This window comes from Faecalibacterium sp. Marseille-P9590 (genome assembly GCF_017377665.1).
Taxonomy (GTDB): domain Bacteria; phylum Bacillota; class Clostridia; order Oscillospirales; family Ruminococcaceae; genus Faecalibacterium.
The window spans coordinates 55502-74069 of the sequence record NZ_JAFREF010000010.1 but is presented as its reverse complement, the minus strand read 5'-3'; the positions used below and the strand labels follow the sequence as shown (position 1 = coordinate 74069).

Below are 18568 nucleotides of genomic sequence, written 5' to 3'. Positions count from 1 at the left end.
GTGTTTGAAATTGGAAAGGAGCTTTTCTCATGGAAACTACGCATGAGTCGTCGAAACAGACTCTCTGCTCCGCACAGCCCGCCAAACCCTACGCTTTCAGCCGCAAAGTGTTCTGTGAGGGGATGCGGGACGGTGTGCCGATCGCGCTGGGGTATTTTGCGGTGTCGTTCTCGCTGGGCATCGCGGCCCGGACAGCGGGCTTTACACCCCTGCAGGGCTTCGTGGCCAGCCTGCTCAACAATGCTTCGGCGGGCGAGTACGCCGCCTTTGCCCTCATTGCCAGCGGCGCGACCTATCTCGAGGTAGCCATCATCACCCTCATCGCCAACGCCCGCTATCTGCTGATGAGCTGTGCGCTGGCCCAGCGGTTCGCCCCCGGTACACCGTTTTTCCACCGGCTCATCATCGGCTATGACGTCACTGACGAGCTGTTCGGCATCACCATCGCCCGGCCGGGTTATCTGAACCCCTTCTACACCTACGGTGCCATCGCGCTGGCCGCGCCGGCGTGGGCTTCGGGTACGGCGCTGGGCATCATCGCGGGCAATCTGCTGCCCCTGCGGGCCGTCAGCGCACTGAGCGTGGCGCTCTACGGCATGTTCCTCGCCATCATCATTCCTCCGGCCCGGAAGGATAAGATTGTGGCCGCGCTGGTGGCCATCAGCTTTGCGCTGAGCTTTGCCTGCACCTATCTGCCGGGCATTTCCGCCCTGTCGGACGGCACCCGCACCATCATCCTGACAGTGGCCATTTCCTGCGCAGGTGCGCTGTTATTCCCCGTCAAGACCCAGAGTGAGGAGGCTGAACAATGATTCGCAGCAACTGGCTTTATATCGCAGTGATGTTCGCCGTATCCTACACCATCCGCATCCTGCCGCTGACCCTCATCCGGAAGCCTATCAAAAACCAGTTCATCCAGTCGTTCTTGTACTACGTCCCTTACGTCACTCTGGCGGTCATGACTTTCCCGGCCATCGTCAACGCCACCCAGAGTCCGGCAGCTGGTGCGGTGGCGCTGGTGGTAGGCATTGCGGCGGCATGGTTCGGAGCCAGCCTGTTCCAGGTGTCGGTGGCCTGCTGCGCCGTCGTCTTCGTGCTGGAACTTTTCCTTGTTCACTGAGGTGACTGCCCTATGAAACGCGTTCTAGTGACCGGCGCAGGCGGCTTTGTGGGCGCGCGCATCCTCGATATGTGGCGGGGGAAGTTTGCGCTCTGTGCCTTCCCGTCCGACGCCCTGCGCACTGCCGATGAGAGCGCGGTGCTGCGCTTCATTTTGAAGGAGCACCCGGACGTCATCGCCCACACGGCGGCCCTCTCCAACACCCAGTACTGCCAGCAGGAGCCGGAGGGCTCCTTCCGCGCCAACGTCCTGCTGCCCGAGTGGGTAGCGAAGGGAGCGGAGGAGGTGGGCGCAAAGCTGCTCTCCTTCAGCTCCGACCAGGTGTATGCAGGCGTGACGCAGCGGGGGGCGCTGGCGGAGACGCTGCCCCTCTCCCCTTCCAACGTCTACGGACAGCACAAGCTCGAGGCCGAGGCCCGGGTTCTGGCCCGCTGCCCGGATGCTGTGGCGCTCCGCCTGCCCTGGATGTACGACCTCCCGGGCTATCATCTGCCCATCCGAGGCAACCTGCCGCTGAACATCCTGAAAGCGGCAAAGACCGGTGAAATGCTGCGCTTTTCGCGCAATGACTACCGGGGCGTGAGCTATGTGCGGGAGGTCATCGAGAACCTCGTCCCTGCGATGGAGCTGCCCGGCGGCGTCTACAACTTCGGCAGCGAGTGCGACGGAGATATGGTCGAGACAGCACGATGCTTCGCCAATTTACTGCAAGTGGATGTAAAGATTGAGGAATCCGATCTCACCCGCAACCTCGCGATGGATACCGGGAAGCTCCGGGCTCAAGGCATCGAGTTCTCCTCAACGTGGGGCGCACTTCGGGTGTGTCTCGGAGATTACCGGCTTGGATATTTGATGTAAAAAAGGGAAGGGACTGCCCAAGGCAGCCTCTTCCCTTTTTATTATTTCCACAGATTTGCCGCGATCAGCTCCAGCACACTTCCCGCAATGCAGCGCGCCTTATCGGAGATGAGGAAGCAGTTTTCCAACTCCTCCCGGCGGGGGTCCACGTCAGCCACCTTGAAGCCGGGCGTGACGGGGTAGCCATCCCGCAGCAGGCCGCGCAGGATGCCCGCAATGCGGGTCGTCACCGGAGTGCGGATGCCGTCCGGCGTTTCGATTTCCGCGATCGTTTCACCCTCCGGCACAATATCTCCGATGGCACACACATTCCGGAAGACACCAGCCTTTTCTGCGTGGATGACACGCTCAGCGCCATAGCCGCCGATGACTCCGGGGACGCCCGTGTTGGGGATGGCCGCACCCTCCCGGATGATACGGCCCAGACGGTGGCCGCGCTTGGTCTCCACCACGAAATCAACATCCACACCGGCGGTAAAACCCGGGCCGAGCGCGATGGTCAGCGGAGCCATATCCCGCGTCGTTCCGAGATTTTTCTTTGCAAGGATGGCATCAACGAGCGCGGCAGGCCGCACCTGCGGGATGAGCTCCCCTTTCGGGTCCACCATCACCGGCACGTCGCCGCGATGCCAGACCACAACGGCCTCATCCAGCGTTTTTACAAGGGCAGCGCGCATTCCCTCCACGACAGCCCCGCCCTCATACACGGCCTCACTCACCGAGACCTGGCGGCGGATGGCGGCAGGATGCTCTGCCTCGAGCACAAGCACTTTCAATCCCGCCGACCACAGCCGATGGATGGTGCCGGTGGCGAGGTCGCCGCCGCCGCGCACCAGGATGACGTCATCACGCTTCATTATTTTCTTCCTCCTTGAGCAGCTGCAGGAACACGTTCATCGAGCCGCCGCAGGCAGCCAGCGCCGCATCGTCCTCTTTTGCGCTGGCCGAATACTCTGCCAGCTGGCAGGGCGCAGCCTCGCCTGCCTGCATTTTTGATGCAAGCTGCTGCACACGGTATTCCATAATGCCGCCGCCCACACTGCCCACGGATCTGCCGTCCGGCAGCACCAACATCTTTGCTCCCACCTCCCGGGGGGTCGAACCGTGGCGGGAAACGATGGTCACAAGGACAGGAGCCTTCCCCTGTCCCGTGCAGGCATCCAGCGCATTCAGCAGCTCGGGCGGGAAGCCTTCCGTCTGCTGACAGCCATTTTTCACTTCAACGATCTCCGCGAGGATGGATAGTGCGATTTCCTGCGCTGTCTGCGCCTTGATGGCAAGACCGATGGGGGCGTGGAGTGACTCAGCCTTTTCCGGGGCAGTTCCGGCCTCGATGAGCTGGCGGCGGACAAGGGCCGACCGGCTTCGGCTGCCCAGCATACCAACGTAGGCAAGTCGTTTCTTGTATATTTCGGTAAGACATTCCACGTCGAAGGAGTGGGCGCGGGTGGCGACAACAAAGTAGGTCTCCGCACTGCCCTCCACCTGCGTGAGATTTTCGGCATAAGGACCGCAGAGGACCTTTTCGGCCCCGGCACGGCGAAGGGCGTCAGCGTACTCCGGCCGCTCCTCGAGGCCGGTGACGGGCAGGCCCAGCATCACGGCCAGCCGGACGACGGACTCGGCCACATGGCCTCCGCCGCAGATGACGAGCCGGGGCGCGCCTCCGAATTTCTCGACGAAGATCCGCTTATTTTCCAGAGTCAGGATGCCGCTTGCACCACATCCGGCCAGCGCCGGGAGATTCCGAGCCAGCAGCCCCTCCGGTCTTGCGGGCCAGACGGGTACGCCTTCACAAAGAAGAAGCCTCGCTCCGCTTTCCGGCCCTTCCAGTACGGAGGCCAGCGTATGCTGCCCCTGTGTGCTGCGCAAAGCGTCCAAAAACTCACGAATCAACATAGAATTTCTCCATTATGGTTTATTGCTCCACCGGTGTGGCAGCATCGTAGCCCGCATCGTTCAACTGAGACTGCCACGCCTGCCAGTCCTCGGGCAGCATCCGCCAGCCGAGCCCGCAGCCTGCCGTGATCTCACTGGGCAGCGGGATGAGCCGCCCCGGGATACCCCGGGCGGCGCACTCTTTCTCCCAGCCCATCGCGCGGGCCGTAGAAGCAAATGAAAGAACGATGTATTGTCTTTTGCGGCGCATATCAGCCCTCCTCGGCCAGCTCACAGACCGCCTCGGTGGCTTTGAGCACCTCGGCCTCTGTGTTCTGATGGGAGAAGCTGAACCGCACCATCCCCTGCTCCACGGTGCCGAGGGCTTTGTGGATGAGGGGCGCACAATGAGCGCCCGCCCGGACACAGATGCCGTAGTCCTCCCAGAGAATGTCGGCGGCACGGGCTGCGTCCTCATCCCCGAAGTTCAGGGAGACGATGGGCGCGCGGTCTGTTTCGGCGAAACTGCCGTAGATTTTCACGTCGGGAGCATGGACGATTTTCTCATAAAACAGGCGTGTCAGAGCCATTTCTTTTTCATGCAGAACCTCGACGCCCTGCGAAAGTATCCACTCCACACCTGCCCCGAGGCCCGCGAGGCCGGGAACATTCAGCGTCCCCGCTTCCAGCGCTGTGGGCATCTGAGAGGGGTGTGTTTCATCAAAACTGTGGATACCGCTGCCGCCCACCACAAGGGGGGCCATGGTCAGCCCGGGGCGGACATACAGCCCGCCGGTCCCCTGCGGACCCAGCAGCGCCTTGTGTCCGGTGAAACAGAGAACATCCACCCCCAGCGCCTGCACGTCGATGGGCCGTGCGCCTGCGGTCTGGGCCGCATCCACGACAAGCGTAAGACCGTGCTTTTTTGCAAAAGCGGAGACGAACGCAAGGTCCGTAAGATTGCCTGTGACGTTGGAAGCATGCGTCACCACGACAAGGCGGGTATTGGGGCGGAGAAATTTTTCGAACTGCTCATACCGCAGCCGCCCGTTGTCGTCCACCTCCACAAAACTCACTTCTGCCCCCTGCTCCCGCAGGCGATAGAGCGGCCGCAGCACTGAGTTGTGCTCGCAGACCGTTGTAATAACATGGTCGCCGGGGCGGACGAGGCCGCAGAGCGCTGTATTGAGCGCCTGGGTCACGTTGGCCGTGAAAGCAATGCAGTCCGGGCTTTCCGCATGGAGAAGTGTTGCAAGTGTCTCACGGGCATGGTAGACGATACGGGCCGCGTGAAGGGTCGGCTCATGCGCCCCGCGGCCCGGATTGCCCGCATGTTCCAGCGCATCCAGCATAGCCTGGCCCACGCAGGGCGGCTTTTGCAGGGTGGTGGCGGCGTTGTCGAGGTAGATCACGGCTTGACCACGTTCCCGGCGTTCAGCATCTTCTCGGCGATAACGTACATATTCGTCACACCGCCCACGGCCAGCTTCTCGGTCAGGCCGTAGAAGTTCAGGCAGGTGCCGCAGGTGAGGATCTCGACGCCCTCAGCCTCCAGCGCCTTGAGGTCGTCCAGCATGGGCGAACCCTCGCAGGTGAGGTGCGCACCGCCGTTATAGAGGAGGATGGTCTTGGGCAGCTTGTCCTGCTGGGTCAGCGAGAAGATAAAAGCCTTCAGCAGGGTCTTGCCCAGCTCCTCAGCACCCTCGCCCATCTTGTCGGACGCGATGACCACCACCGTATCGGTGCGGGCGTCAGGGGTGCAGGCCGGAGCTTCCTCTTCTTCTGCCGCAGGCTCACCCACGGTGAACAGGACGCGGTATTCCCGCTCGGCCAGCTTTTCGGCGGCAGACCGGTAGCCCTTCTGCTGGGCCATTTTGGTGAGGTTCTGGACAGCGATCTCGTTGTCCACGAGCACTTCGACTTCGCCTGCGCCATTTAGTTCCGCAATCGCTTTCTTTGCCTTCACTACAGGCAGCGGGCAGGCGTCCCCTCTGGCATCAACTTTCAGCATAGTTTTCCCTCTCTATCGTATGTTTTATTCAGGATAGGACACAACTATTTCGGTGTCCTGCTTCTCTGTGATTTCTCCCACAATTTGTGCGGGGATGCCGGCTTTTTGCAGCTCGTCCCGGAGGTGTTCAGCCTCTTCCGGAGCCACGGCAAGCAGCAGTCCGCCCGAGGTCTGGGGGTCGAACAAAATTTCCTGCATGGCAAACGGCACATTTTCGAACCGGACGAAAGGCCCGGTGTGGTTTCGGTTGCGCTGACCGGCGGCGGTATAAAGGCAGTCGTCAGCGGCCTGCCACGCACCCGGCAGGACCGGCACAGCGCTGCCGTCGATACGGCAGGACAGCCGCCCGCCCATCATCTCGTGGAGGTGGCCGAGGAAGCTGAACCCGGTCACATCCGTGGCCGCGTGAACATCATAGCTTCGACTTATCTCGGCGGCAGACTTGTTCAGGGTCGTCATGGAGGCCACGGCGGCGTCCATGGCGCCGGGGGCAGCTTCGCCCACGCGGTTGGCCGTGCAGATGAGGCCCACCCCCAGCGCCTTGGTGAGGATGAGCTTGTCGCCGGGCTTTCCCATATCATTGGCAGTGAGGCGGCGGGGGTCCACGAGACCGGTGACCGACAGGCCGTACTTCACACCGGTGTCGGCGATGGAGTGGCCTCCCGCGAGGATGCCCCCCGCCTCGGCCACTTTTTCTGCGCCGCCGCGCAAGATCTCACCGAGGATGTTCAGATCCATGCTCTCAGGGAAGCAGACAAGATTTAGTGCAGTCTTCACCTCGCCGCCCATGGCGTAGACGTCACTGAGGGCGTTTACCGCCGCGATCTGGCCGAAGGTGTAGGGGTCATCCACCATCGGCGGGAAGAAGTCCACCGTTTGCACCAGCGCGATGTCGTCGGTGATGCGGTAGACGGCCGCATCGTCCCGGCTGTCGTAGCCCACGAGAAGGTCAGGGTCTTTCTCACCCCGGGGCAGCTTTTCCAGAATATGGCTCAGCACTCCCGCGCCGAGCTTGGCGGTACAGCCGCCGCCCGTGCAGAAGACGATTTTGTCCTCTTTTGCCATCAGGCTCTCTCCCCTTTCTCAAAGTGTGTCAAATATCCTGTTACATCGTAATTTTCTTTCAAGATGGCAAGTGTCTGTTCCCCTGCTGCACGGCGGGCTGCGTCGTCAGCCTGGTTGAGGACGGTGTAGAATTTCCGCGTGCCTACGCACTTTCTTCCACCTGCTTCACTTGCCAGCAGTTTTGCCAGCAGCGCGGGCGTCAGGGGCGTCTCGGGCGGCACGGCCAGCAAGGTGCAGGCCGCTTCGAGGCGGAAGCAGACGTCTTGCAGTGGTTTCCCCACCGCCGACAGCCCGGCTGCCGCCAGCACGATGTCGCTTGACCGCAGGAGCACCGGCTCATGAGCGGCCGGGGCCTTGCAGGGGTGGTGCTTCGCGCCGTCAGCTTCGAGCAAAACAGTGTCGGCCTCAGCCATCCAGTCGTCCAGATAGGGCGGCATGGTCAGCTTCCCGCCTTCGGCAGGCACCCCCGCCACGGCGTAGGTACAAGCCTGCCAGAGGGCGTCCCGCGCCGCCTCATCGGGGGCGTAGTTCGCGTCCGGACGCTGGATGTGGGTCGTGGTGGAGACGAGCACCCGCTGTCCCTGCGCCGAATACCAGCGGGCCAGCGCATAGAGCAATGTTGTCTTTCCGCCGCCGCCCACGAGGGAGATAACATGTCCAGTTTCTCCGAGGAATGGCAGAGCCTCGAGGCCGGTCATCAGACCGCACCCTCTTTTTCGGCCACTGCCATTGCGATTTTTTCGGGCGTGATGGGCAGCTCGTAGAAACGGGTGCCGATGGCGTTGTAGATGGCATCCGAGATGGCAGGAAGCGGCGTGTTGATGACCACTTCGCCGATGGATTTCGCACCAAACGGGCCGTTGGGCTCATAGCTGTTCTCGAACTCGACCCGGACCCTGCCCACGTCCACACGGGTGGGGATCTTATACTGCATGAGCGAATTCTCCATGGGCCAGCCGCGCTGGTCGTAGGTGACGTTCTCGGTGAGGGTCATGCCGATGCCCTGCAAAATGCCGCCCTCGGCCTGCACCCGGGTGAGGTTCGGGTTGATGGGGGTGCCGCAGTCCACGCAGGCGTCAAATTCCAGCAGCTTTACTTCGCCGGTCTCGGTATCCACTTCCACCTCGGCCGCGCCCACCATGTAGGGCGGAGGCGACAGAGGCGACATGTGGGTCTCGGTGACTTCCAGCGGGATGTCGTGGCCGAACATGGAAGCCGTGGCAATATCACCCAGCGAGACAGATTTAGACGGGTCAGCCGAGGTAAATACCGTTTTACCGTCAAATTCCACGTCATTTTCGCTGCAATCCAGCAGCTGTGCGCCCAGCTTGCAGATCTGGCTCCGCAGCTTCAGCGCGCACTTCTCGACGGCTTTGCCGGTGATGTAGGTGGTGCTGGACGCGTAGGAGCCGGAGTCGTAAGGCGAGGTATCAGTGTCCGCACCGAAGACTGTGATATTGTCGAGGCCGCATTCCAGCACCTCGGCAGCAATTTGGGCCAGCGTGGTGTCGCAGCCGGTACCCATATCAGCGGCACCGATGAGCAGGGTGTAGAATCCCTCGTCGTTGACTTTCAGGGTCGCGCTGCCCACGTCCATGCCCGAGATGCCGGAGCCCTGCATCGCCATGCCCATGCCGACGGCACGGATCTTCCCGTTGCCCATGTCGCGGCGGGGATACTTTTCGTTCCAGTTTATCATCTCGTGGACCTTTGCAAGGCACCGGTCGAGGGTGCAGCTGGTGTTCACCGCACCGTAGTAGGCGGGCATGACGTCACCCTCGTGGACGATGTTCATTTCCCTGATCTTGAAGGGGTCCATATGGAGCTTCGCGGCCAGCTCGTTGACGGCGGATTCCACCGCGAACAGGCCCTGGGTCGCGCCGTAGCCGCGGTATGCGCCCGCCGACATATGGTTGGTATAGACCACATCATAGGTAAAGCGGAAAGCCTCAGCGTTGCTATAGAGCGGGATGGATTTATGTCCCGAAAGGCCCACCGTCGTGGGGCCGTGCTCGCCATAAGCGCCGGTGTTGGAGAGGGTGTAGAGGTCGAGGCCACGGATGCGGCCATCCTTGTTGGCGCCGAGGCGAAGATGGATCTCCATCTCATGGCGGGGCGTGGAGGCGATCTGGCTCTCCTCCCGGGTGAAGATGAGCTTCGAGGGCTTCCTGGTCTTCCAGGTCACGAAGGCCGGGTAGACCTCGCAGACAGCCGTCTGCTTCGCGCCAAAGCCGCCGCCGATGCGGGGCTTCGTCACACGCACCATGGATTTCGGGATGTGAAGCGCGTTTGCAATGATGCGTCGGGCGTGGAAGACGATTTGTGTCGAGCTCAGGACGTTCAGCCGGCCATAGAGGTCGATGCTGCAATAGGTGCGGAAGGTCTCCATCATGGCCTGCTGGCAGGCTTTGGTATGGTAGACATGGTCGATGACCACATCGCAGTCGGCCAGCACGGCATCGATGTCGCCGCTGCCGCACTCGTCGTGGGCGCAGAGGTTGCGCTTATTATCGCCCCCCACGGGGCAGAGGCTCTCCCAGTTGTCTTCCGGATGGACGAGGATGGGGTTATCCTTTGCGGTGTGGTAGTCGAGCACAGGTTCCAGCACCTCATACTCGACCTTTATCATTTTCAGCGCCTTATCGACGCATTTATCGTCTTTGCCTGCCACGATGGCCACCACGTCGCCCACAAAGCGTACGTGGCGGTCGATGAGAAGGCGGTCATAGGGGCTGGCCTCTGGGTAAGTCTGGCCCGCCTGGGTGTAGCGGCGGGCATCCTGCGGCACGTCCTCCCATGTGAAGATGGCCTCAATGCCCGGCACCTTCTTCGCCACAGCAGTATTGATGCTCTTCACGATGGCGTTGGCATGGGGAGAGCGCAGGAGCTTCACGATGAGGCAGTCGGCGGGGACGAGGTCGTCCATATAGACGGGCTGGCCCGTCACCAGCTGCATGGCATCCTTCTTGCGGAAGGGTTTGTTGACTGTGTTCATTCTGCCGCCTCCTTTTTCGCCTTTTTCCACGCGAGGAAGTTCTGGATGCCCCGCAGCTGACCCTCATAACCAGAGCAGCGGCAGAGATTGCCGGAAAGATACTCTTTTATTTCCTCGTCGGTGGGGTACTCCTTTTCCCGGAAGAGGGCGAGGGCGTTCATGATGAAGCCCGGGTTGCAGAAGCCGCACTGCTCTGCACCCTGATCCGCGATGAAAGCCCCGAACTCGGCGGCTTCGTCCTGCAGACCCTCCAGCGTGGTCACTTTATGGCCATCCGCGCGGGCCGCGAGAACGGAGCAGGACAGCACCGGCTTGTCGTCGAGGAAGACCGTGCAGAGGCCGCAGTTGGACGTCTCACAGCCCCTCTTGACGCTCAGACAGCCGTGGCTGCGCACGAAGTCGATGAGCAGAGTGTCGGGGGCCACGTCGGCGGTAAGCTTTTTATCGTTCAATGTAAGTGTTATCTGCATGGTGTCCTCCTCAGCCTTCCAGACGACAGACGGCGCGTTTCGTCAGCACGCCGGCCAGATGGCGGCGGTATTCGGCGCCGCCGCGAAGATTGCTTTCGGTCTTGATGTCGGCCTTTACCTCGGCGGCAAAGCGGGCAGCAAATTCCTCGGCGGTCTCCCCCGCCTCAGGCGCTGCGGTGTAGAGCACAGCCTTGCCCGGACGCGCACCGATGGCGGCGCGGATGCTGCCGTCCGCCAATTTTGCGGCGGCGCAGGTCAGCACCGGGAAGTCCGTCTGGCTGTTGCGCACCGACTGGTAGACAAAGCGGGCGTTTTCCTTCGGCACAAGGACACGCACGAGGATGTCCCGGTCGTAGGGGCGCTGGGCGTACTCAGCAAGCGGCACGACGCCGCCCTTATAAAGCTCTACGGAAGCGTTCAGCGCGAGGAACATGGTGAGTACGTCGGAGAAACCGAAGCGGCTGTAAATGCTGCCGCCCACGGTGGCGAGGTTGCGCAGCTGGACGCCCACGATGTGGCGCACCGACTCCCGCACGGCACCGTCCGTATAGGCGGCGAGGCCGGGGTGCAGCTCGAGCTGGCGCAGCGTCACCATCGCTCCGATGGAAAAGCCCTCGTCCGTCTCCTCGATGGTGTCGAGGCCGAGGCCCGACAGGTCGATGGCCGTGCCGACATTGATATTCTCCATCTTGAGCCATATCATGCCGCCGAGGACACGGTTGGGGCGCTTCTGGTTGAGCTGCCAAGCCTCCTCGAGGCTTTCAGCCCGCTTGTATTCCCGAATGGTCATCATATGCAGTATCCTCTCTTTTTCCTGTGACCTTTTTCTTTTATTTTATCACAAAATCCGCTATAATACTACCGTCAGAAAGTATCAATTCGGCAACGAACAACAACGGAAATTTCGGGAGGTCTGTGGGATGGAGTACACAGAAAACACGGCGGTGGGCTGCGTCATCATGGCGTCGGGGCGGGCGGTGCGGTTCGGCTCCAATAAGCTGCTGGCCGACTTCGACGGCGCGCCCCTCATCGCCCAGGCGCTGGACGCATCAGAGACGCCCGTCCTCGCGGCCCGGGTGGTGGTGACCCGCTCGCCGGAAGTGGCTGAACTCGCTTGTAAGGCGAGCGTGAAAACCATCCTTCACAGCCTGCCGGGCCGGAACGACACGGTGCGCCTCGGCCTCGAAGCGCTGCTTTCGGAGCTGCCCGGCCTTGCGGGATGCATCTTCCTGCCCGGAGATCAGCCGCTCTTGCGGAAAGAAAGCCTCGAGGCGATGGTGCGCGATTTCTCAGCGCTGGACGAAAAAGAACGGGCCATCCTCCGGCTGGGCTTTCGTGCCGAGGACGGCACGGAGCGGCTGGGAAGTCCCGTTCTGTTCGGAAGCAGTTATTTCGGCGCCCTGTGTTCCCTGCCCGAGGGCAAGGGCGGCGGCGTGGTCATCCGCCGGCATCCGGAGTCTGTGCGGGCGGTATATGCGGCACGGCAGGAAGAGCTGGAAGATGCAGATACCGTAGAAGAGCTGGAGCGACTGCGAAAACTTTTGTAAATGCTTTACCACAAAAAAGCCGCCCCGGCAGCAGCTGCAAGCTGCACGCCGGGGCGGCGTATTACAATGACTGGAGTACCCTTGCTCAGACTTCCGTGTTGAAGTAGCGCTTCAGCAGGCCCTCGAAGCCGCGGCCATGACGGGCCTCATCCTTTGCCATCTCGTGGACGGTGTCGTGGATAGCGTCGAGGTTCAGAGCCTTAGCCTTCTTGGCCAGATCCATCTTGCCGGAGCAGGCACCGCACTCGGCCTCTGCACGCATCATCAGGTTCTTCTTGGTGCTGTCGGTGACGACCTCACCCAGCAGCTCGGCGAAACGGGAAGCATGGTCTGCCTCCTCGTAGGCATAGCGCTTGTAAGCCTCGGCGATCTCGGGGTAGCCCTCACGCTCGGCCACGCGGGCCATTGCCAGGTACATGCCGACCTCGCTGCACTCGCCCTCGAAGTTGGCGCGCAGGCCATCGACGATCTCCTGAGGAACGCCCTCAGCCTTGCCGATGCCCACAACGTGCTCGGTGACGTAGGTGTTGCCGGTCTTCTCGACGAATGCGGAAGCGGGAGCCTTGCAGACGGGGCACTGCTCGGGGATGGTGCCTTCAGCGATGTAGCCACAGACGGTGCAAACGTACTTCTTCATAAGATTTATCCTCCATTTGGTTTGTTCTTTTTTTAGGGGTCTGCTCTGGTACAGCAGACCTTGTTTGTGACTCTATTATAGCGAATAATTCCTAGTTAGTCAAGGCTTATTTTAAGAATTATTCTCATTTATTTTGAAGTCTCGCACATTGCCCAAAGAACATTTCAAAAAGCTGTCACTTCTGCCGAAGAAGGGGCTTCCCTGTCGAGGTCAGACCTGCAGGTTGCCGCTGGAAGGAGCGTCGGCACCATCGGCAGAGTCGAACTCGTAATCGTTGCCGGGGAGGATGGCGTTGAGCAGGATGCCCACGATAGCAGCGATGGCCAGACCGGACAGGTTGATGGACACACCGGCGACCACGAAGGTCAGGCCGCCCACCGAGTTGAAGCCCAGAGCAGACACCAGAATGACAGCGGCGATGATGAGGTTGCGGCTGTTGGTGAAGTCCACCCGGTTCTCGACCACGTTGCGGACACCGATGGCGGAGATCATGCCGTAGAGCACGAAGCTGATACCGCCGATAATGCCGGTGGGGATGGTGTTGATGACGGCCTCAAACTTGGGGCTGAAGCTCAGGATAATGGCCAGCACAGCGGCGATGCGGATGACGAGGGGGTCGTAAATTTTGCTCAGCGCGAGGACGCCGGTGTTCTCACCGTAGGTGGTGTTGGCCGGGCCGCCCAGCAGGCCGGCCAGAGTGGTGGCGAGGCCGTCGCCCATCAGGGTGCGGTTCAGGCCGGGGTCGTTGATATAGTTGTGGCCGACGGTGGCGCTGATGGCGGCGATGTCACCGACGTGCTCCATCATGGTAGCCAGAGCGATGGGGATGATGGTGAACAGGGCGCTGATGAACTCGGGGCTGCCGTCGATGGCAAAGAGGCCCATGGCTTCCTTGTGGAGAGGGATGCCGAACCATGCGGCGGAGGCAATGCGCTCAAAGTCCACGGCACCGGTCACAAGGGCGACTGCGTAGGAGACGAGAACGCCAATCAGGATGGGCAGGATCTTGACCATGCCCTTGCCCCAGATGTTGCAGACGATGACCGTACCCAGAGCCACAAAGGCCAGCAGCCAGTTTGCCTGACAGTTGCTGATGGCCGAAGGGGCGAGGATGAGGCCGATGGCGATGATGATGGGGCCTGTGACCACCGGCGGGAAGAAGCGCATGATGCGCCGGATGCCGAAGGTGGAGATGAGCAGGCTGACGGCCAGATAGACCAGACCCGAGAAGGCCACGCCTGCGCAGGCGTAGGGCAGCATCTGGGTGTTGGCGATGGTCAGATTTCCGTCGGCGTCAGCCAGCATGGGGGCCACGATGGAGAAGCCGCCCAGATAGGCAAAGGACGAGCCGAGGAAGGCCGGGACCTTGCCCTTGGTGATAAAGTGGAACAGCAGCGTACCCAGACCTGCGCAGAGCAGGGTGGTCGAAACGCTCAGGCCGGTGAGCAGGGGGACCAGCACGGTGGCACCAAACATGGCGAACATGTGCTGGACGCCCAGGATCAGCATCCGTCCGGCACCCAGCTGGCGGGCATCGTAAATGCCCTTGGAGTAATCAATATTCTGACTCATTATTTCCTCCTTCTATCTGCGGCCCAAAAAAAGAGGCACTACCGCGGGAAAGCGGCAATGCCTCAAAAATCGGGACCAAATCGGAAACGGAAAATACAGCCGATGCGTGCAAAAGACGATTTCTTTTTCAGCATCTCGCTCTCCCCTTTCCTTTCATTCTTCGGCATAGTATAGCATAAAAGAAGGACGCTGACAACCTTTTTCCTGTATTTTGCGGCGATTTTCTGTCGGCGGAGGCCGTACGGCCTTGAAATATGCCGCATTCCGCACTATAATATAACCTATTGCCGCAGTTGGTCACTGGTCCGGCGGCATCCGAAACGACAGCTGTTGTACCACTTAATAGAGGGACACTTATGATATATCTGGATTATTCGGCCAACACCCCCGCAGACTCCCGGGTGCTGGAGCGTTTTTGTGAGGTAGAGCGCAGCTGCCCCGGCAACGCGAACTCCCACCATCAGGCAGGCCGGGACGCAAAACTGGTCATTGACCACGCCACCCAGACCATCGCGGGGCTGCTGAGCGCACAGCCCGCCGAGGTCGTCTATACCTCGGGAGCCAGCGAAGCCAACAACTTTGCTCTCAAGGGGCTGGCAAAACTCTCCCGCCATCTGGGCAAGCACATCATCTCCACCCCGCTGGAACACTCCTCTGTCAGCGGCACCCTGACCGCTCTGCAGGAGCAGGGCTATGAAATCGACCTCGTGGACATCAGGCGGGACGGCACCATCGACCTCGAGCACCTGAAAGAGCTTCTCCGCCCCGACACCATCGCTGTGGCGGTGACGCTGGTGGACAGTGAGCTGGGCGTCGTGCAGCCGGTGAAAGAAATTTCGGAAATTTTGCAGGCATGGCCCAACTGCCATCTGCACGTAGACGCCACCCAGGCCGTGGGCAAGATCCCCGTCTCCTTCGAGGGCGTGGACACCATGAGCCTGACGGCCCACAAGTTCTACGGCCTGAACGGCATCGGCCTGCTGCTCAAGCGGCGGCGGCTGGCGCTTGAGCCTCTCATCCACGGCGGCGAAAGCACCACCATCTACCGCAGCGGCACGCCTACGGTGGCTCTGGCGGCTTCCCTCGAAACGGCTCTGAACTCTGCGGTAAATGAGCTGCCAGAGCGTTCTGCCCGGGTGAAAGAGGCAAACCTGTATCTCCGCACTGCTCTGAGCAAGTACCCAAAAGTCCGCATCAACAGCCCGGAGAGTGCCATCCCCCACATCCTGAACCTGAGCGTTGAGAACGTCAAAGGCACCGTGTTCCAGCGGGAGCTGGACGCGGAGGGCGTCTGTGTCTCGGTCAAGTCGGCCTGCTCGTCGGACGGCCTGCCCTCCCGGGCGGTGTTCGCCGTCAGCCGCGACCGGAAGAATGCCCTCTCCTCGTGGCGCATCAGTCTGAGCCACCTGACCACGCAGGAGGAGCTGGACGGCTTTCTCCGCGCCTTTGACGCCTGCTACACCCGGCTGACCCAACTGTGAGAAAAAAGAAAGGACAGAGCCATGAAACGCGAAATGGAACCTTACCAGCTCATTGAGCGGAGCATCATCAAAAAATACCGCAAGGAGCTGTGGACCCCCTTCATCGTAGCGGTCAAGCGCTACGAGCTCATCAAGGCCGGGGACAAGATTGCCGTCTGCATCTCGGGTGGCAAAGACTCGATGCTGATGGCAAAGCTGATGCAGGAGCTTCAGCGCCACAGCGATGTGCCGTTCGAGCTGGTCTTCCTGGTGATGGACCCCGGCTACAACGAGATAAACCGCCAGAAGATCGAGTCCAACGCCGAGCTGCTCCACATCCCTGTGACCATCTTCGAAAGCAACATCTTCTCTGTGGCCAACAACACCGACAAGAACCCCTGCTATCTCTGCGCCCGAATGCGCCGCGGCCACCTCTACAGCAAGGCCAAGGAGCTGGGCTGCAACAAAATCGCACTGGGCCACCACTTCAACGACGTCATCGAGACGACCGTTATGAGTATGTTCTACGGCTCCCAGCTGCAGGCCATGCCGCCCATGCTCCACAGCACCAGCTTCCCCGGCATGACCCTCATCCGCCCGATGTACTGCATCCGCGAGGAAGATATTCTGGCGTGGAAGCGCTACAATGAGCTGGAATTCATCCAGTGCGCCTGCCGCTTTACCGAGAACTGTACCATGTGCGACAACGGCGGCGGTGGCTCCAAGCGGCAGGAGACGAAAATTCTGCTCCGCCGCCTCAAGCGGGACAACCCCAACATCGAGAACAGCATCTTCCGCAGCATCCACGCAGTGGCTCTGGATACCATGCCCGGCTACAAGTCTGAGGGGGTGGAGCACAGCTTCCTCGAGCGGTTCCATGCGCAGGAGGAAGCATTCAACGAAGAGCAATAAAATACCCCCTTGGATGGAGCGGATACCGGTCGGCAGTATCGTTTTCTTCCCGTTTTATCGCAAGTCAAGAAAATAACGCAGCCTGATAACAGCATATCTGCGATATGCAATTCAACGCTGTTGCTGTTGCATTAAAAAGTTGAATTGCTATAATACACAAAAAAGCCCCGGTAAATGCATTTCTGCACTTACCGGGGCTTTTCCATGCCACCGGCGGGGCTTGAACCCGCACTCTGTCTCCAGAAAGGGATTTTAAGTCCCTCGTGTCTGCCAATTTCACCACAGTGGCTTCTGAATGAGCTGCTGCTCACGATCCTGCAAGCAGCAGCTCATATAATACAATAGAAATGCTGTTTTGTCAAGTTTACACTTTGCCGCCGTGCAGCTCTGCGTACATCTTGGAGCGGCACTCAGCCACAGCAGGGGTCATATTGACGTAGTGCTTGTGAGGCATCTCGATGCGCAGCTCGCTCTCCCAGGTCTCCTCGGTGAGCTGCTTGGCGATATAGGCCTTTTTCTCCGCAATGGAGGGCAGCTCGATGGCCAGCTCACCGTTCAGGATATGCGGCACCAGCAGCTGCTTGACGCGGGTGGGAACGATGGTGACGGTGCGCTCGATGGCATCAGAGTCGAGATTGACCATCGTGACCGGCTTGCCTGCCTCGATGACCTCGCCTTCCATGGCGATGAGGTCGCACTGCGCCTGGCCGTTTTCATCGTAGAGACGCCACGGCATCTTCTTGCCGGGGATGATGGCCTTGCTGGCGGAGTCGGAGCACTTCATCTTGGGCTGATAGCTGCCGTCGGGGCGCTTGACCGCCACCAGCTTGTACACGCCGCCGAACACGGGGTCCGAGGCCGAGGTGATGAGGTTCTCACCCACGCCGTAGGAGTCGAAGTGTGCGTGCTCGTACAGCTCCATGTTGGCGATCTTCTTCTCGTCCAGACCGTTGGAGGCCACCAGCTTGATGTAGGACTTCCCTGCTGCATCCAGTGCCTTGCGCAGGCGCTTGGAGCCTCGGGCCAGGTCACCGGAGTCGATGCGGGCGCTCTTGACGCGGCGGTTGGGGTTATCAGGATATTTCTCAATGAGGTAGTCGTCCAGCTTGATGAGGTTGGGCAGACCGCTCTCCATGATGTTGTAGGTATCCAGCAGCAGGCTGACGGAATCCGGGTAGGTATCGGCGAATGCCTTGAAGGCATCGAACTCGGTCGGGAAGAACTCGATAAAGCTGTGGGCCACAGTACCCACAGCCTTGACCTCAGAGCCGTACTTCATCTCGGCCAGACAGTTGGCCGTGCCGATGCAGCCGCCCAGAACGGCAGCATAAGCGCCGTCGTTGCCTGCGCTCTCGCCCTGTGCGCGGCGGGTTCCGAACTCCATGACGCTGCGGGGGGTGTGAGTGTTGAGGCCGGTGATGCGGGTGGCCTTGGTGGCGATGAGGCTGTGGAAGTTCATGGTCTGGAGCAGGTAGGTCTCGATGAGGATAGCGCCCACGAGGTCGCACTCGATGCGCACCATCTGCACATGGGGGTAGCAGACCGTACCTTCGGGCAGAGCGTACATATCGCCCTTCCAGCGGTACGTGCGCAGATACTCGCAGAACTCCTCACTCATGCCCTTGGTGCGCAGCCAGTGGACATCCTGCTCATTGAAGTGGTAGTTCAGCAGGAAACGGGTCAGCTTGCGCTGGCCGGCGCTGATGGAGTAGCCCTGGTTATCCGGGTTCTTGCGGAAGAACATATCAAACACAAGGGTCGTATCCCTAAAGCCGTTCAGAAACAGGCAGTTGGCCATAGTGAATTCGTAAAAATCAACGACCATTGCCGGATTGTCGTAGTCCTCATCCGGGATATACGGCACAACTTTGATTTCGCTCATGAAAAGTTTCCTCTCTTTTTCCGCGCACCCCTGCGGCGGGTGCAGCCAAACAAACTCTGCGCTGCCGCGCGTTTTGTCCTGTCATGACAGGATGTTTGTACCACTATAGCATCTTTGGCGGACAGACGCAAGAGGTTTTGGTAAAAAATGACGACAGAAAG

Annotated in this window: 19 protein-coding genes and 1 tRNA gene; 6 read left to right on the top strand and 14 right to left on the bottom strand. The window is 60.6% G+C overall.

The window, feature by feature from the left end:
• Positions 1 to 29 precede the first annotated feature (29 nt).
• Genes J3349_RS11010 through J3349_RS11000 form a run of 3 tightly spaced genes read left to right on the top strand, consistent with a single transcriptional unit; the run spans position 30 to position 1978 of the window.
• Positions 30 to 812: an AzlC family ABC transporter permease gene (locus J3349_RS11010; RefSeq protein ID WP_207677445.1), complete on the top strand. Its 783-nt coding sequence runs from the start codon at positions 30 to 32 to the stop codon at positions 810 to 812.
• A complete protein-coding gene (locus tag J3349_RS11005) occupies positions 809 to 1120 on the top strand; it encodes an AzlD domain-containing protein (RefSeq protein WP_158394442.1) in 312 nt (103 codons plus the stop codon). Before J3349_RS11010 ends, J3349_RS11005 begins: the two co-directional genes overlap by 4 nt.
• Positions 1121 to 1132: 12 nt before the next feature.
• Positions 1133 to 1978: a sugar nucleotide-binding protein gene (locus tag J3349_RS11000; RefSeq protein WP_207677444.1), complete on the top strand. Its 846-nt coding sequence runs from the start codon at positions 1133 to 1135 to the stop codon at positions 1976 to 1978.
• Positions 1979 to 2019: 41 nt separating this feature from the next.
• On the opposite strand, the gene yqeB is transcribed toward J3349_RS11000, so the two are convergent.
• The 10 genes from yqeB to J3349_RS10950 are packed head-to-tail and all read right to left on the bottom strand — an operon-like array spanning position 2020 to position 11190.
• The gene (gene yqeB, locus J3349_RS10995; RefSeq protein WP_207677443.1) at positions 2020 to 2835 is read right to left on the bottom strand and encodes a selenium-dependent molybdenum cofactor biosynthesis protein YqeB; all 816 of its coding nucleotides are present in this window, start codon (positions 2833 to 2835) and stop codon (positions 2020 to 2022) included.
• Entirely contained in the window at positions 2825 to 3877 is a 1053-nt protein-coding gene (locus tag J3349_RS10990) for an XdhC family protein (RefSeq protein WP_207677442.1), read from the bottom strand. The genes yqeB and J3349_RS10990 overlap by 11 nt, the downstream gene beginning before the upstream one ends.
• Positions 3878 to 3896: 19 nt before the next feature.
• The gene (locus tag J3349_RS10985) at positions 3897 to 4127 is read right to left on the bottom strand and encodes a DUF3343 domain-containing protein (protein ID WP_207677441.1); all 231 of its coding nucleotides are present in this window, start codon (positions 4125 to 4127) and stop codon (positions 3897 to 3899) included.
• A 1-nt stretch (position 4128) separates the two neighbouring features.
• Positions 4129 to 5268: an aminotransferase class V-fold PLP-dependent enzyme gene (locus J3349_RS10980; protein ID WP_207677440.1), complete on the bottom strand. Its 1140-nt coding sequence runs from the start codon at positions 5266 to 5268 to the stop codon at positions 4129 to 4131.
• A complete protein-coding gene (gene yedF / locus J3349_RS10975) occupies positions 5265 to 5867 on the bottom strand; it encodes a sulfurtransferase-like selenium metabolism protein YedF (RefSeq protein ID WP_207677439.1) in 603 nt (200 codons plus the stop codon). Before yedF ends, J3349_RS10980 begins: the two co-directional genes overlap by 4 nt.
• 24 nt (positions 5868 to 5891) lie before the next feature.
• The gene (gene selD, locus J3349_RS10970; RefSeq protein ID WP_207677438.1) at positions 5892 to 6932 is read right to left on the bottom strand and encodes a selenide, water dikinase SelD; all 1041 of its coding nucleotides are present in this window, start codon (positions 6930 to 6932) and stop codon (positions 5892 to 5894) included.
• The gene (yqeC, locus tag J3349_RS10965) at positions 6932 to 7630 is read right to left on the bottom strand and encodes a selenium cofactor biosynthesis protein YqeC (protein ID WP_207677437.1); all 699 of its coding nucleotides are present in this window, start codon (positions 7628 to 7630) and stop codon (positions 6932 to 6934) included. The genes selD and yqeC overlap by 1 nt, the downstream gene beginning before the upstream one ends.
• Positions 7630 to 9927: a molybdopterin cofactor-binding domain-containing protein gene (locus tag J3349_RS10960; RefSeq protein WP_207677436.1), complete on the bottom strand. Its 2298-nt coding sequence runs from the start codon at positions 9925 to 9927 to the stop codon at positions 7630 to 7632. Before J3349_RS10960 ends, yqeC begins: the two co-directional genes overlap by 1 nt.
• Positions 9924 to 10397 (bottom strand): (2Fe-2S)-binding protein, encoded by a 474-nt coding sequence (locus J3349_RS10955; protein WP_149793295.1) that lies wholly within the window; start codon positions 10395 to 10397, stop codon positions 9924 to 9926. Before J3349_RS10955 ends, J3349_RS10960 begins: the two co-directional genes overlap by 4 nt.
• 10 nt (positions 10398 to 10407) lie before the next feature.
• Positions 10408 to 11190, bottom strand: a complete 783-nt coding sequence (locus J3349_RS10950; RefSeq protein WP_207677435.1) for an FAD binding domain-containing protein — start codon at positions 11188 to 11190, stop codon at positions 10408 to 10410.
• A gap of 127 nt (positions 11191 to 11317) precedes the next feature.
• Between J3349_RS10950 and J3349_RS10945 the strand changes: the two genes are divergently transcribed.
• Positions 11318 to 11944, top strand: a complete 627-nt coding sequence (locus J3349_RS10945; RefSeq protein WP_207677434.1) for a nucleotidyltransferase family protein — start codon at positions 11318 to 11320, stop codon at positions 11942 to 11944.
• Positions 11945 to 12029: 85 nt separating this feature from the next.
• Here the strand turns inward: J3349_RS10945 and J3349_RS10940 are convergent, their stop codons facing one another.
• Complete coding sequence (locus tag J3349_RS10940; RefSeq protein ID WP_015564049.1) at positions 12030 to 12581, bottom strand: NADH peroxidase; 552 nt, start codon at positions 12579 to 12581, stop codon at positions 12030 to 12032.
• A 210-nt stretch (positions 12582 to 12791) separates the two neighbouring features.
• Positions 12792 to 14153: a uracil-xanthine permease family protein gene (locus J3349_RS10935; RefSeq protein WP_207677433.1), complete on the bottom strand. Its 1362-nt coding sequence runs from the start codon at positions 14151 to 14153 to the stop codon at positions 12792 to 12794.
• A gap of 356 nt (positions 14154 to 14509) precedes the next feature.
• Between J3349_RS10935 and J3349_RS10930 the strand changes: the two genes are divergently transcribed.
• Both J3349_RS10930 and J3349_RS10925 read left to right on the top strand, forming a co-directional pair.
• Positions 14510 to 15634 (top strand): cysteine desulfurase family protein, encoded by a 1125-nt coding sequence (locus tag J3349_RS10930; RefSeq protein ID WP_207677432.1) that lies wholly within the window; start codon positions 14510 to 14512, stop codon positions 15632 to 15634.
• Between the two features lie 21 nt (positions 15635 to 15655).
• On the top strand, positions 15656 to 16525 hold the full coding sequence (locus J3349_RS10925) for an ATP-binding protein (RefSeq protein ID WP_158394428.1): 870 nt from the start codon (positions 15656 to 15658) through the stop codon (positions 16523 to 16525).
• A 205-nt stretch (positions 16526 to 16730) separates the two neighbouring features.
• Here the strand turns inward: J3349_RS10925 and J3349_RS10920 are convergent.
• Both J3349_RS10920 and J3349_RS10915 read right to left on the bottom strand, forming a co-directional pair.
• A tRNA-Leu gene (locus J3349_RS10920) sits at positions 16731 to 16814 on the bottom strand.
• A 75-nt stretch (positions 16815 to 16889) separates the two neighbouring features.
• Complete coding sequence (locus J3349_RS10915; RefSeq protein ID WP_207677431.1) at positions 16890 to 18407, bottom strand: nicotinate phosphoribosyltransferase; 1518 nt, start codon at positions 18405 to 18407, stop codon at positions 16890 to 16892.
• Between the last annotated feature and the right edge of the window lie 161 nt (positions 18408 to 18568).

Bases quoted from the DNA above. Each gene is read 5' to 3' on its own strand.
- J3349_RS11010 (WP_207677445.1), top strand. From the start codon at position 30: ATGGAAACTACGCATGAGTCGTCGAAACAGACTCTCTGCTCCGCACAG.
- J3349_RS11005 (WP_158394442.1), top strand. From the start codon at position 809: ATGATTCGCAGCAACTGGCTTTATATCGCAGTGATGTTCGCCGTATCC.
- J3349_RS11000 (WP_207677444.1), top strand. From the start codon at position 1,133: ATGAAACGCGTTCTAGTGACCGGCGCAGGCGGCTTTGTGGGCGCGCGC.
- yqeB (WP_207677443.1), bottom strand. From the start codon at position 2,835: ATGAAGCGTGATGACGTCATCCTGGTGCGCGGCGGCGGCGACCTCGCC.
- J3349_RS10990 (WP_207677442.1), bottom strand. From the start codon at position 3,877: ATGTTGATTCGTGAGTTTTTGGACGCTTTGCGCAGCACACAGGGGCAG.
- J3349_RS10985 (WP_207677441.1), bottom strand. From the start codon at position 4,127: ATGCGCCGCAAAAGACAATACATCGTTCTTTCATTTGCTTCTACGGCC.
- yedF (WP_207677439.1), bottom strand. From the start codon at position 5,867: ATGCTGAAAGTTGATGCCAGAGGGGACGCCTGCCCGCTGCCTGTAGTG.
- selD (WP_207677438.1), bottom strand. From the start codon at position 6,932: ATGGCAAAAGAGGACAAAATCGTCTTCTGCACGGGCGGCGGCTGTACC.
- yqeC (WP_207677437.1), bottom strand. From the start codon at position 7,630: ATGACCGGCCTCGAGGCTCTGCCATTCCTCGGAGAAACTGGACATGTT.
- J3349_RS10960 (WP_207677436.1), bottom strand. From the start codon at position 9,927: ATGAACACAGTCAACAAACCCTTCCGCAAGAAGGATGCCATGCAGCTG.
- J3349_RS10955 (WP_149793295.1), bottom strand. From the start codon at position 10,397: ATGCAGATAACACTTACATTGAACGATAAAAAGCTTACCGCCGACGTG.
- J3349_RS10950 (WP_207677435.1), bottom strand. From the start codon at position 11,190: ATGATGACCATTCGGGAATACAAGCGGGCTGAAAGCCTCGAGGAGGCT.
- J3349_RS10945 (WP_207677434.1), top strand. From the start codon at position 11,318: ATGGAGTACACAGAAAACACGGCGGTGGGCTGCGTCATCATGGCGTCG.
- J3349_RS10940 (WP_015564049.1), bottom strand. From the start codon at position 12,581: ATGAAGAAGTACGTTTGCACCGTCTGTGGCTACATCGCTGAAGGCACC.
- J3349_RS10935 (WP_207677433.1), bottom strand. From the start codon at position 14,153: ATGAGTCAGAATATTGATTACTCCAAGGGCATTTACGATGCCCGCCAG.
- J3349_RS10930 (WP_207677432.1), top strand. From the start codon at position 14,510: ATGATATATCTGGATTATTCGGCCAACACCCCCGCAGACTCCCGGGTG.
- J3349_RS10925 (WP_158394428.1), top strand. From the start codon at position 15,656: ATGAAACGCGAAATGGAACCTTACCAGCTCATTGAGCGGAGCATCATC.
- J3349_RS10915 (WP_207677431.1), bottom strand. From the start codon at position 18,407: ATGAGCGAAATCAAAGTTGTGCCGTATATCCCGGATGAGGACTACGAC.